A 12,669-nucleotide genomic window follows, 5' to 3' on the forward strand; every position below is an offset into this window, starting at 1 on the left:
CGGCGGCGGTCCCCCTCTCCGTTCCGGGGAGGATTTGGGACGCGCCGCGCTCGATTCGATCAGAACTTCAGCGGTTCCGCCAGCTCGTGGACCTGCCACGGCAGGCCGTGCCGGTTGAGCATGTCCATGAAGGGATCGGGGTCGAATTGCTCCATGTTGAACACGCCCTCGCCCTTCCACGTGCCATTGAGCATCAGCGCCGCGCCGATCATCGCCGGGACGCCGGTGGTGTAGCTCACCGCCTGGTTGCCGGTCTCCTCGAACGCGTCCTCGTGATCGCAGACATTGTAGACGTAGAAGGTCTTCTCCACGCCGTCCTTGGTGCCGGTGGCGATGTCGCCGATATTGGTCTTGCCCTTGGTGGTAGTGCCGAGCGTCGAAGGCTCGGGCAACACCGCCTTGAGGAACTGGAGCGGCACGATCTCGCGGCCCTCGAACATGATCGGCTCGATCGAGGTCATGCCGACATTCTGCAGCACGCGCAGATGCGTCAGATACTGCTCGCCGAAGGTCATCCAGAAGCGCGCGCGCTCGATCTCGGGGAGGAACTTGACCAGGCTCTCCAGCTCCTCATGGTACATGAGGTACATGTTCTTGGCGCCGACCTGATCGAACTCGAACACCTGGCGCGACGACAGCGCCGGGGTCTCGACCCAATCGCCATTCTCCCAGTGCCGCGCGGGCGCGGTGATCTCGCGGATGTTGATCTCTGGGTTGAAGTTGGTCGCGAAATGCTGGCCGTGATCGCCGCCGTTGCAGTCGAGGATGTCGAGCGTGCGGATCGTGTCGAGCAGGTGCTTCTTGATGTACATCGCGAAGACCGAGGTGACGCCGGGGTCGAAGCCCGAGCCGAGCAGCGCCATCAGGCCGGCCTGCTTGAAGCGGTCCTGATAGTCCCACTGCCAGCCATAATGGAACCGCGCCTCGTCGCGCGGCTCGTAATTGGCGGTGTCGAGATAGTCGGTGCCGGTGGCGAGGCACGCGTCCATCAGGTTGAGGTCCTGGTACGGCAGCGCGAGGTTGACCAGCAGGTTGGGCTTGACCGCCTCGATCAGCTTGCTGGTGGCGGCGACGTCGTCGGCATCGACCTCGGCGGTGTCGATGGTGACGCCGAAGCGCGACTTCACCGATTCGGCGATCGCGTCGCACTTGAACTTGCGGCGGCTGGCGAGCGTGATCTTCCCGAACAGATCGGGGTTCTTCGCCATCTTGTGCACCGCGACCGACGAAACGCCGCCTGCGCCGATTACGAGAACGTCCTTCACGCCTTGTCCTTCCTCAAAATGTCCCGGGGAATGACGCCCCATATGAGAGCAACGCCCCGGATGCAAAGGGCGATCCTGTTGGCTATCAACGTGACATGCAAAAGACGATCGATCGCAGGGCATTCATCGGGGGCGCCGCCGCGCTCGGGTTCGCGGGTCCGGCGCAGGCGCAGATTTTCCCGCCCAAGATCTTCGCCCCCGCCCCGCCCTGGCCGCCGCGCGAGCATTTCATGCTGTGGCCCGGCCTGCCGCCCGGCACGCCGCCGGGGATCGCGCGCTCGAACGTGCCCGTCCCGCTCCCGCTCGGCACGCCGCAGCGCTGGGAGAAGGGCATCCGCTATCCCTATGTCGGCGTGTTCCGCCCGGTCCGGCCCGACGGGCGCGCGGTGCTGGTGATGCCGGGCGGCGGCTATGTCTTCGTCAGCCTGATCAACGAGGGGGTGAACGTCGCGCGGGCGCTCAACCCGCTCGGCATCACCGTGTTCGTGCTCGCCTATCGCCTGCCCGGGGAAGGCTGGCTCAACCGCACCGAGGTGGCGCTGCAGGACGCGCAGCGCGCGATGCGGCTGATCCGATCGCGCGCGGCGGCGTTCCGGATCGACCCGGCCAGGCTCGGCATCTGCGGCTTCTCGGCGGGCGGGCATCTCGGGGGCACGCTGACCGTGGGGCACGAGGATGCACTCTATCGCCCGGTCGACGCCGCCGACCGGCTCTCGGCGCGGCCGGCCTTTTCGGGGCTGATCTATCCGGTCACGCAGTTTTCGAGCGCGGGGCCGAACAGCCGTTCGGGGCCGAACCTGCTCGGGCCGAACCCGCAACCCGGCGCGGCCGCGCGGCTCGACGTGCTCGCACGGGCCAGCGCCGCGATGCCGCCCTTGTTCCTGTGCCATGCGATCGACGACGGCACGGTGCCGGTGAGCCAGAGCATCGCGCTGATGGAAGCCGCGCGGCGCCATCGCGTGCCGGTCGAGGCGCATTTCCTCGAGCGCGGGGGACATGGCTTCGGGGCGCTCAACCTGCCCGCGGCCAATCCCGGCGCGAAGTGGATGAGCTGGTTCGCGGCGTGGATCAGGACGCACGTCTGAGATCAGATTCGTTCTTGCTATGTTCTCAACGCGAGCCTAGTCTCGGCGGATGGCAAAGACCCGCCCCGTGCGCGGGGCCACGCACAACCGCGAGAGTGTTCGCTTCAACCTGCCCGAGCGGGAGGCCGATGGCGACTGGCTCGACGCGCGCGAGGATATCGATGGCGAGCTGCCGCCATTGCGCACGACCGTCACGGTCGAGAAGCCGAAGACGATCCTGACGCGCAACCAGTCGCCCGACATCGCCTTCGACCGCTCGGTGAACCCCTATCGCGGGTGCGAGCATGGCTGCATCTACTGCTTCGCGCGGCCGACCCATGCCTATCACGACCTGTCGCCGGGGCTCGACTTCGAGACGAAGCTGTTCGCCAAGCCCGATGCCCCCGCCCTGCTGCGCGAGACGCTGGCGAAGCGCGGCTATGTCTGCCAGCCGATCGCGTTCGGCACCAACACCGACCCCTATCAGCCGATCGAGGCCGAGTGGCGCATCACGCGCGGGTGCATCGAGGTGCTGGCCGAGTGCGACCACCCGATCACGATCACCACCAAGTCCGACCGGGTGACGCGCGACATCGACCTGCTCGGCCCGATGGCGGCGAAGGGGCTGGCGGCGGTGATGATCTCGGTCACCTCGCTCGATCCCAAGATCGCGCGCACGGTCGAGCCGCGCGCGCCGCACCCGGAGCGGCGGCTGGCGGCGGTGGCGAAGTTGCGCGCGGCGGGCATCCCGACCTATGTCTCGCTGTCGCCGGTGATCCCGCAGATCACCGACCACGAGATGGAGCACATCATGGAGCGCGCGGCCGAGGCCGGGGCGCTGGGGTGCTTCTACCTCCCGGTGCGACTGCCGCACGAGGTGGCGCCGCTGTTCAGGGCATGGCTCGACGCGCATTTCCCCGAGCGCGCGGGCAAGGTGATGACGACGATCCAGTCGATCCGCGGCGGGCGCGACAACGACCCCAATTTCCACACGCGCTTCCGTGGGCAAGGACCGTGGGCCGAATTGCTGCGCACGCGGTTCAAGCGGGCGGCGCGGCGCTATGGGCTCGACAAGGAATATATCCCGCTGCGCCGCGACCTGTTCCGCCCGCCGCCGGGGGCGCAGGGGGAGTTGTTTTAGGGCGTAGACTTATGGAGGCGGGCTGGCGGGAAACGCCACCATTGCGGACAGCCGGAAGCAATGGCACCTCCCTTAACATGGGTGATCTGAACGCCGTAGTTTCCGATGCTCGTAACTGGCTTGCCACGCAGCCGGTGCCCGCAGGAAGGCTCTGCGACATGGTATGGTTTCAACAACCTTCGCACCTTCATAGCTGCGTTAGAGGCAGACCCATCTGCACCGGGTCTTGAGCGAGCCTGTCAAGCATTGGGCTGGCACATCAGCGATCAGTGGGGCGCATACGACGAGCTCGCCGCTATCTCTCAGTTCAATGAGCAGGTCCGCAGGATCGCCAAGGTCATGCGAAGCAACGAGCAGGTCCGCTAACCACCCGATTCCGGACATTCCATCCTCGCGACAACAGCAGTCGTTCGCGCCTTCACACCGTAGTTGCGCGCAGCCTCGACCCGCGCGATGCTCGCGCCGATGCGGACGATGCGGTTTCCCTCCTGGTGGCGGCAGGCGCTGGGCTATGGCGCGCTGCTCGCGCTCGGCACCGCGCTGCTGCAGTGGCTCGACTATCGCTGGCTGGCGCGGGCGCATTCGACCGAGCTCTACCTGCTGATCGTCGCCGCCGCGTTCCTCGCAATCGGGCTGGTGGTCGGCGCGCGGGTGCTGGGCCGTCCCGCCCCGCCGAGCCCAGCCGGCAACCCGGCGGCGCAGGCGTCGCTTGGCATCAGCGAGCGCGAGATGGAGGTGCTGCGCGAGCTCGCTGCGGGCCACGCCAACAAGCAGATCGCGCGCAACCTGCGCATCTCGCCCAATACGGTGAAGACGCATGTCGCGCGGCTGTTCGAGAAGCTCGGCGCGAGCCGCCGCACCGATGCGCTCGCCCGCGCGCGCGAGCTGGGGCTGTTGCCCTGAATTCGGGCGATTCCGGCCAAATCACCTCTTTGGGCGATTGTCCCGGATGCCGTTGCGCGAGATCGATCCTGCATCGATACACGTCAAAGGGGACATGACATGCAGCGCCTGATCCTGACCTATGGCCTCATCGCCGGCGTGGTGGTGAGCATCCAGCTCTTCCTGATCGCCACCTTGCTCAAGGACAATCCGCCGACCGGCCCGCTGGGCATGGCGATCGGCTATCTCACCATGCTGATCGCGCTGAGCGCGGTGTTCGTCGCGATCAAGCGGCGGCGCGACCATGACCTGGGCGGGGTGATCAAGTTCTGGCCGGCGTTCGGGCTGGGCGTCGCGATCTCCGCCGTTGCGGGGCTGCTGTACGTGCTGACCTGGGAAGCCGTGCTCGCGATCAACGGCGCCGACTATGTCGAGACGATGATGGCGGCCGAGGTCGAGCGGCAGCGCGTGGCTGGGGTGAGCGCGGCGGAGCTGTCCGCATTGCAGGCGCAGATGGAAGGGTTCCGCGCGATGTACGCCAATCCGCTCATCCGCTCGCCGATCACCTTCAGCGAGATCTTCCCGGTCGGGCTCCTCGTCTCGCTGGTCTCCGCCGCGCTGCTGCGCAACCCGCGCTTCATGCCGCTGCCGCGCGAGGTGCAGTGAGTGAAATGGGGCGGATCAGAACCCGATCCGCCCCATCCCGCCCGGCTTCGCTGCCACCTCAGCGCGCAGCCGGTCGAGGATCCACGCCGCATCGCCGCCGCTGAAGCGCAGCTGCCGCTTCACCACGGCGAAGTCGCCCGGCGTCAGGCCGACGATCTCCGCCAGACCCGCAGGCGCGGGCATCGCGAAGAAGCACTCGAACGCCCGCGCCGTCCGCGCCGGTCCCAACGCGCCGAGATCGAGCTTGAACACGAAGCGCCGCAGCGCCGCGGGATCGAGCCGGCCGACATGGTTGGTCGCGGCGACGAACGGCAGCGGATGCCGGTCGAGCCAGGTGAGCAACTCGTTGACCTGGCTCACCTCCCAGCTCGCCTTGGCCGTGCTGCGATCGAACAGGATCGAGTCCGCCTCGTCGAACAACAGCATGCCCTCGCGCCGCTCCGCCTCGCGGAACGCGTCGGCGATGTTCGCCTCGGTCCCGCCGACCCATTTGGAGAGCAGGTCCGAGGCGCGCTTGACGATCAGCGGCCGGCCAAGCGCACGCGCGAGGTGCGCGGCGAGCCCGGTCTTGCCCGTCCCCGGCGGCCCGGTGAGCAGCAGCGACACATCGGCGGGCGCGTCCGCGGCAGTGATCGCGGCGAACAGCGCGGGGATGTCGCGATCGGCCTCGAACAGGTCGAGATCGATCGCCTCCTGGACGCTGCGCGCCGGCTCGCCGTGGCGCAGCGCGGCGACGAGCGAGGCTGCGGCCAGCCCGATATCCTCGGACGTGCCGGCAAGCTGGCCCGCCCGCGCCGCGACGCGCGCGACGCTGGTGGTCTCGGGCGCCGCCTGCGCCAGCGCGTGCACCGCCGTGGGCATCTCGACCTGCTCCTCCTGCGCGACGCGGTCGATCATCGCCGCCGCGCCGTCGCCGACGGGCGGATCGAGCCGCAGCACGAAGCTCATCCGGCGCAGGATCGCGGGATCGATGTTGCCGAGCGCATTGGTCGTCCAGATCACCGGGACCGGGTTGGTCTCGATCAGCCGGTTGACCCACAGCTTCGAGCCTTGCCGGCCCTTCATCCAGCCGCCCTCGGTCATGCTGGCGTCGCCGATCGCGTCCTCCATCTCGTCGAACAGCAGCATCGCGCCGTCGCGGCTCGCGAGCATGCGGTGCGCGAGACGCAGCGCGCTGACCCGCTCCCAGCGATTGGGCTCCTCGCCGTCCTCGTCCGCCTCGCCGACGCTGAACAGCACCGCGCCGGCCTCGGCCGCGAGCGTCCGGGCCAGCTCGGTCTTGCCGGTGCCGGGCGGGCCGTGGATGAGGATGTTGACGCCCCTCGCCCGCCGGCCGAGCGCACCGCGCAGCAGCCGCACGAGGAAGTCGATCTCGCGCGCGCGGCCGGCAAAGTCGCCCGCCGCGAGCCGCGCCTGCTGGCGCGGGCCGATGACGATCTCGAGCAGCTCGTCGGGACCGTTTGCGGGCCGTTCGAACAGCCGTTCGAGCGTCCAGCCGATCTCGACCTCGACCCCGCCGCCGCGCCGGTCGCGCAACCGCACCAGCCCGAGCCGAAGCGGCTGGGCGCGGCGCAGCGCGAGCGTCTCGATGCCCGCGACCTCCGCGAGCATCATGCCGAGGTCAGTCTCCTGATCGAGCATCAGCCGCGCGAGCTTGCGCACCTGCGGGCTGCATTCGATCGCGACCGCGCCGATCAGGACGCGCGCGTCCGTCTCGCCGAGGCACAGCGCCTCGGCGAGCCGCGCGCTGAGGCCCAGCGCAGGCGCGTCCTCACCGCACGCGGCGATCCCCGCCGCGCGGCGCTTGAGCTCGGCCCAGCCGAACTTCTTCACCGGGGCGCCAAACAGCCACTGCGCGTTCGTCCGCGCCCAGCCCAGCACCGCCTTGGCGAGCGGCGAGGTGCCCGGCACCTCCCGCCCGATCCGGAGCAACATCGCCCGGACCACATCATGTTCGTGCAACATACCCATCCCTGCCCGCGGCAGGCGCGCGCACGCGTGCCCCACGGGTCTTGTCCGTTCGATTGTGGGATTTCCGCAGGGGGCGCCCACCCCCCGCGGCGCCTGGGCAGGCGCGTTATGGAAGGGTGCTGGCGATCCCTGGGACAAAGCCCGTCAGGAAGTGTCGGTCCAGCAATTCACGTCTCCGTTGGCGCGCAGCTACTGGCTGCGAGCGGGCGGCCGATTAACGGATTCGTTGCGTTTCCGCAAGGGCAGGTCAGGCGGCCGCGAACTGAAAACCCTTATATTGATCGCGGATCGCGGTCTTGAGCAGCTTGCCCGTCGCCGTGTGGGGCAGCGTCTCGACGAAGTGGATTTCGTCGGGAAGCCACCATTTGGCGACGTGCCTGGCGAGATGCTGCTGGATCTCCTCGGCGGTGACTTCGCTGCCCGGCTTGCGGATCACCAGCAGCAATGGGCGCTCGTCCCATTTGGGATGCGGAATACCGATCGCCGCCGCCTCGGCCACGCCGGGACAGCCGACCGCGGCGTTCTCGAGCTCGACCGAGCTGATCCACTCGCCGCCCGACTTGATCACGTCCTTGGCCCGGTCGGTGATCTGCATCACCCCGTCGGGATGCAGGATCGCGACGTCGCCGGTGTCGAACCAGCCGTCCTCGGTCAGGCACGGGCCGCTCTCGTCCTGGAAATACTGCTTGATGATCCACGGGCCGCGGACTTGGAGCCGGCCCGAGCTCTCGCCGTCGCGCGGCAGGACGGTGCCGTTCTCGTCCACCGTGCGCAGCTCGACGCCGAAGGGCGCGCGGCCCTGGAACACGGTCTTGTCGACCTTGGCGTCGAAGTCGAGCTCGTCCCAGTCGTAGCTCGGCGCGCCCATCGTGCCGATCGGCGACGTCTCGGTCATGCCCCAGGCGTGGTTGACGCGCGCGCCCATCTTCATGATGCGCTCGATCATCGCCCGCGGCGCGGCCGAGCCGCCGATCGTGACGACCTTCAGATATTTGGGCGTCTCGCCGGTCTCGTCGATATGCTGGAACATCGCGAACCATACGGTCGGCACGCCGGCGGTGTGGGTGACCTTCTCGCGGTTCATCAGCTCGCACAGCACCTTGCCCTCGTTGATCGCGGACATGACGAGCTTCACCCCCACCATCGGCGCGGCGAAGGGCAGGCCCCAGCCGACCGCGTGGAACATCGGCACCACTGGCAGCACCACTGCCTGGGTCGACAGGTCGAACACCGCCGGCTGCAGCTCGGCCATGGCGTGGATCACCGAGGAACGGTGCGAGTAGAGCACGCCCTTGGGATTGCCGGTGGTGCCGCTGGTGTAGCAGAGCATGCACGGCTCGCGCTCGTCGCCCTCGACCCAGCGATAGTCGCCGTCCTCGGCGCCGATCACCGCCTCGAAGCTGTCCGGGCCGTCGCCATCGAACACGATGTAATGCTCGATCGTCTTCCACTCGGGCTTCATCTTGTCGACGATCGGCTGGAACATGCGGTCGTAGATCAGCACGCGGTCTTCGGCATGGTTGGCGATATAGGCGAGCTGGTCGGCGAACAGGCGCGGGTTGATGGTGTGGATGATCCCGCCCATGCCGATCGTGCCGTGCCACGCGACGAGGTGGCGGCTGTGGTTCATCGCCATCGTCGCGACGCGGTCCCCGGGCATGATCCCCATCCGCTCTAGCGCCTGCGCCAGCTTGCGCGAATCGCGCGCGATCCCGGCCCAGTCGGTGCGCGTCTCGCTGCCGTCGGCCCAGCGGCTGATGATCTCGCGGCTGCCGTGCTCGCGCTCGGCATGCTCGATCAGCCGCGGTACCCGAAGCTCGAAATCCTGCATCGCGCCCAGCATCGCTCTCTCCTCATCCGCACGGGTTTCCGTGTCCGTAAGGGCATCCTGCGGATTTGAAGAGCGGGATGCAAGGGGAGTGAATTGATCCTCCCCCTGGCGAGGGAGGTGACAGGCGCAGCCGAACGGGCGAGCGGACGGCGGGAGGTGAGCGATTCATGCCCTCCCCCTCGACGCCTTCCCCGGCGGGGGAGGATTTTGGTTCAGCTTGCCAGCGCGAGGCGCGGCTGCTCGGTCGGCTTGAGCTCGGCGGCGATCACGCCGGGCAGTCCCTCGATCCGTGCGGCGAGCTCGCCGTCGAGGCGGAAGTTGCGGCCCAGCACCAGCTCGGCCTCGCCGCCGCCGGGCAGCGGGGCGTCGAGGATCACCTCGCAGCGGCCGCCGCGAGCATCCTCGAGCAGGCGGGCGATCGTCGGCAGCACGCCGGCATCGTTCACGCTCATGCGCAGCGTGAGGCGGACGTCCTTGGCCATGTTCTCGAACGGCTGGACCTTGCGCACGGTGACTCGCGCGGAATCCTCGCCCGCGCGGCGGTCGAGCTCGAGGGTCAGGATGCCGCAGCCGCCAGCGCGCGAGGCGTCCTCCATCTCCTTGGCCGTCAAGTCGTCGAAACAGGTGCAGGGGACGGTGCCGCTGGCGTCGGAGAGTGTCGCCATGAGGTAGCGCTTGCCGCGCGCCGAGGTCCGCCACCGCGCATCCTCGATCAGCGCCGCGATCGTCGCGCCGGCGCGGCCGCCCTCGGCGATCTCGATGTCGTTGAGGCTGACGATGGTCCTCGCCGAGTGAAGCCGCGCGAGATGCTGGTAACGGTCGAGCGGGTGCGCCGAGAAGAAGAAGCCGAACGAGTCCTTCTCCGCCTCGATCCGCTGGCCCAGGGTCCAGTGCGCGCTCTTGGGCAGCTGGATCGCGGCGCCGACCGGCTCGGCCTCGCCGAACAGGCCGCCCTGCCCGCTGGTGCGGTTCTCGTGCGTGCGCTGGGCGACGGCGAGGATCGTCTCGGCCGCGGCATAAACGCCCGGCCGGTCGGGCGCGACGCTGTCGAACGCCCCCGCCCCGGCCAGCGCCTCGACCTGGCGCTTGTTGAGCAGCCGCGGATCGACGCGGCGGGCGAAATCGTCGAGGCTCTGGAAGCGGCCCTTGGCGTGGCGCTCCTCGACCAGCAGCTCCATCGCCTTCTCGCCGACGCCCTTGAGCCCGGCGAGCGCGTAGCGCACCGCGAACCCGTCATCGACCGCCTCGACCGAGAATTCGGCCTCGCTGGCGTTGATGTCCGGCGGCAGGCACGGGACGCCGAGCCGCTTCATGTCCTCGACGAACACGGCGAGCTTCTCGGTCTGGCCGAGTTCGAAGCACATCGAGGCGGCGAAGAATTCGTGCGGGTAATGCGCCTTGAGCCACGCGGTGTGATAGGCGAGCAGCGCATAGGCGGCGGCGTGCGACTTGTTGAAGCCGTACCCCGCGAACTTGTCGATCAAGTCGAACAGCTCGTTGGCCTTGGCCTCGGGAATCGCGTTCACCTTGGCGCAGCCCTCGACGAACAGAGCGCGCTGGGCGTCCATCTCCGCCTTGATCTTCTTGCCCATCGCGCGGCGCAGCAGGTCGGCGCCGCCGAGCGAATAGCCGGCCAGGATCTGCGCGGCCTGCATCACCTGTTCCTGGTAGACGAAAATGCCGTAGGTTTCCTTGAGGATCCCTTCGAGCAGCGGATGCGGATATTCGATCGGCTCCTGTCCCTGCTTGCGCCGGCCGAACATCGGGATGTTGTCCATCGGACCCGGGCGATAGAGCGAGACGAGCGCGATGATGTCGCCGAAATTGGTCGGCCGCACCGCGGTGAGCGTGCGGCGCATGCCCTCCGATTCGAGCTGGAACACGCCGACCGTCTCGCCGCGCTGGAGCAGGTCGTAGACCGCGGGATCGTCCCAGCCGAGCGTGCTCAGATCGATCTCGATGTTGCGCGCGGCGAGCAGCTCGACCGCCTTCTGCAGCACCGACAGCGTCTTGAGGCCGAGAAAGTCGAACTTCACCAAGCCGGCGCCCTCGACATATTTCATGTCGAATTGCGTGACCGGCATGTCCGAGCGCGGATCGCGGTAGAGCGGCACCAGCTCGGCGAGCGGGCGGTCGCCGATCACCACGCCGGCGGCGTGGGTCGAGCTGTGGCGCGGCAGGCCCTCGAGCTGCATCGCGAGGTCGATCAGATGGCGGACGCCCTCGTCGCCGTCATATTCGGCCTTGAACTCGCTCACGCCGTTGAGCGAGCGCGGCAGCGTCCAGGGATCGGTCGGGTGGTTGGGGACGAGCTTGGCGAGGCGGTCGACCTGGCCGTAGCTCATCTGCAGCACGCGGCCGGTGTCCTTGAGCACCGCGCGCGCCTTCATGGTACCGAAGGTGATGATCTGCGCGACCTGGTTGCGGCCGTATTTGGCCTGGACGTAGCGGATCACCTCGCCGCGCCGGGTTTCGCAGAAGTCGATGTCGAAGTCGGGCATCGACACGCGCTCGGGATTGAGGAAGCGTTCGAACAGCAGGCCGAGCTCGAGCGGGTCGAGATCGGTGATGGTCAGCGCCCAGGCGACCACCGAGCCCGCGCCCGAGCCGCGACCCGGGCCGACGGGAATGCCGTTGTTCTTGGCCCATTTGATGAAGTCCGCGACGATCAGGAAATAGCCGGGGAAGCCCATCTGGATGATGATGTCGGTCTCGAACGCCAGCCGCTCGAAATATTCGCGGCGGCGCTCGGGATCGGTGATTCCGGCCTTCTCCAGCCGCGCTTCGAGGCCGGCGCGCGCATCGTCGCGCAGCGCCTGCGCCTCGCCCTCGCGGTCGCCGGCGAGGCTGGGCAGGATCGGCTTGCGCTTGGGCGCGGCATAGGCGCAGCGCCGGGCGACGACGAGGGTGTTGGCGATCGCCTCGGGCAGGTCGTCGAACAGCCGCTTCATCTCGGCGGCGGGCTTCATCCAGGCGTCGGGCGATGACCGCGCACGCTCGTCGCTTGCGACATAGGCCGAGCCGGCGATGCACAGCATCGCGTCATGCGCCTCGTGGAAATTGGGCTCGGCGTAGCAGGCGGGGTTGGTCGCGACGATGGGCAGGCCGCGGTCATAGGCGAGGTCGAGCAGCCGAGGCTCGGCCTTGCCCTCGACCTCGTCGAGGCGGCGGACGATCTCGATATAGAGCCGGTCGCCGAACAGCGCCTGCAGCCGGTCGGCATAAGCGAGGGCGGCGCTGTCCTGCTCCTCGGCGAACAGCCGGGCGAGCGCGCCCTCCTTGCCCGCGGTGAGCGCGATCACGCCGTCGGTGCGGCCCTCGAGGTCGGCGAAGCGGACGTGCGCGTCCTTCTCGATCGGCCGGTCGAGGTGCGCGCGCGAGACGAGGTCGCAGAGATTCTCATAGCCCCGCTGGTCCTGGGCATAGAGCGCGAGCCAGTCGAGCGGCGGCTCGACCCCGTCGGGCATGTCGGGCCGCGCGACGCTGAGCAGCGCGCCGACGATCGGCTGCACGCCGGCCTTCTTCGCCGCGTCGCAATAGGACATCGCGGCATAGAGTCCGTTGCGGTCGCAAAGCCCCGCGGCGGGAAATCCCAGCTCGCGCGCCCGTGCGGCGATTGCCTTGGGCTCGATCGCCCCCTCCAGCATCGTGTAGGCGGAGAAGATGCGCAGGGGGACGAAGCCGGAATGGGGCATGCGGTCAACCTAGGGTCGGGCGTTGGAAATGACCAGCCGGAGCCCCGGCTTACCCACAGCTTTCATCATGCCGGGCCATGGTGCGGGCAGCGCGATCATTGAGGTCGGATTCGGTCTTTTCAGCTGTCGACTTGTTGGAAACCGACCGCTCTGA

Annotated in this window: 8 protein-coding genes; 4 read left to right on the top strand and 4 right to left on the bottom strand. The window is 68.4% G+C overall.

Going from position 1 to position 12,669, the window contains the following annotated elements; all coding sequences use genetic code 11:
- Window positions 1-59 precede the first annotated feature (59 nt).
- Complete coding sequence (locus tag ACO227_RS16225; protein ID WP_423603123.1) at window positions 60-1,265, bottom strand: saccharopine dehydrogenase family protein; 1,206 nt, start codon at window positions 1,263-1,265, stop codon at window positions 60-62.
- 95 nt (window positions 1,266-1,360) lie between these two features.
- On the opposite strand from ACO227_RS16225, the gene ACO227_RS16230 reads away from it, so the two are divergent.
- The 4 genes from ACO227_RS16230 to ACO227_RS16245 all read left to right on the top strand — a co-directional run bounded on the left by ACO227_RS16230 (window position 1,361) and on the right by ACO227_RS16245 (window position 5,018).
- Window positions 1,361-2,350 (top strand): alpha/beta hydrolase, encoded by a 990-nt coding sequence (locus ACO227_RS16230; RefSeq protein WP_423603125.1) that lies wholly within the window; start codon window positions 1,361-1,363, stop codon window positions 2,348-2,350.
- 49 nt (window positions 2,351-2,399) lie between these two features.
- Complete coding sequence (locus ACO227_RS16235) at window positions 2,400-3,470, top strand: PA0069 family radical SAM protein (protein WP_423603127.1); 1,071 nt, start codon at window positions 2,400-2,402, stop codon at window positions 3,468-3,470.
- 429 nt (window positions 3,471-3,899) lie between these two features.
- Window positions 3,900-4,373, top strand: coding sequence for a response regulator transcription factor (locus ACO227_RS16240; protein ID WP_423603129.1), 474 nt, complete (start codon window positions 3,900-3,902; stop codon window positions 4,371-4,373).
- A 99-nt stretch (window positions 4,374-4,472) separates the two neighbouring features.
- Entirely contained in the window at window positions 4,473-5,018 is a 546-nt protein-coding gene (locus ACO227_RS16245) for a DUF4199 domain-containing protein (protein WP_423603131.1), read from the top strand.
- 15 nt (window positions 5,019-5,033) lie between these two features.
- Here ACO227_RS16245 and ACO227_RS16250 read toward each other — a convergent pair whose 3' ends face one another.
- The 3 genes from ACO227_RS16250 to dnaE all read right to left on the bottom strand — a co-directional run bounded on the left by ACO227_RS16250 (window position 5,034) and on the right by dnaE (window position 12,515).
- Window positions 5,034-6,953: an AAA family ATPase gene (locus ACO227_RS16250; RefSeq protein ID WP_423603132.1), complete on the bottom strand. Its 1,920-nt coding sequence runs from the start codon at window positions 6,951-6,953 to the stop codon at window positions 5,034-5,036.
- A gap of 283 nt (window positions 6,954-7,236) precedes the next feature.
- Window positions 7,237-8,832 (bottom strand): long-chain fatty acid--CoA ligase, encoded by a 1,596-nt coding sequence (locus ACO227_RS16255; protein WP_423603134.1) that lies wholly within the window; start codon window positions 8,830-8,832, stop codon window positions 7,237-7,239.
- A gap of 200 nt (window positions 8,833-9,032) precedes the next feature.
- Window positions 9,033-12,515, bottom strand: coding sequence for a DNA polymerase III subunit alpha (dnaE, locus tag ACO227_RS16260; RefSeq protein WP_423603136.1), 3,483 nt, complete (start codon window positions 12,513-12,515; stop codon window positions 9,033-9,035).
- Between the last annotated feature and the right edge of the window lie 154 nt (window positions 12,516-12,669).

Origin of the sequence: Sphingomonas sp. MS122 (assembly GCF_049532975.1) — a bacterium.
Taxonomy (GTDB): Bacteria; Pseudomonadota; Alphaproteobacteria; order Sphingomonadales; family Sphingomonadaceae; genus Sphingomonas.

What these genes read in the sequence shown, in the direction of transcription:
- dnaE (WP_423603136.1), bottom strand. Translation starts at nt 12,515, where the DNA reads ATGCCCCATTCCGGCTTCGTCCCCCTGCGCATCTTCTCCGCCTACACG.
- ACO227_RS16250 (WP_423603132.1), bottom strand. Translation starts at nt 6,953, where the DNA reads ATGTTGCTCCGGATCGGGCGGGAGGTGCCGGGCACCTCGCCGCTCGCC.
- ACO227_RS16255 (WP_423603134.1), bottom strand. Translation starts at nt 8,832, where the DNA reads ATGCTGGGCGCGATGCAGGATTTCGAGCTTCGGGTACCGCGGCTGATC.
- ACO227_RS16235 (WP_423603127.1), top strand. Translation starts at nt 2,400, where the DNA reads ATGGCAAAGACCCGCCCCGTGCGCGGGGCCACGCACAACCGCGAGAGT.
- ACO227_RS16245 (WP_423603131.1), top strand. Translation starts at nt 4,473, where the DNA reads ATGCAGCGCCTGATCCTGACCTATGGCCTCATCGCCGGCGTGGTGGTG.
- ACO227_RS16230 (WP_423603125.1), top strand. Translation starts at nt 1,361, where the DNA reads ATGCAAAAGACGATCGATCGCAGGGCATTCATCGGGGGCGCCGCCGCG.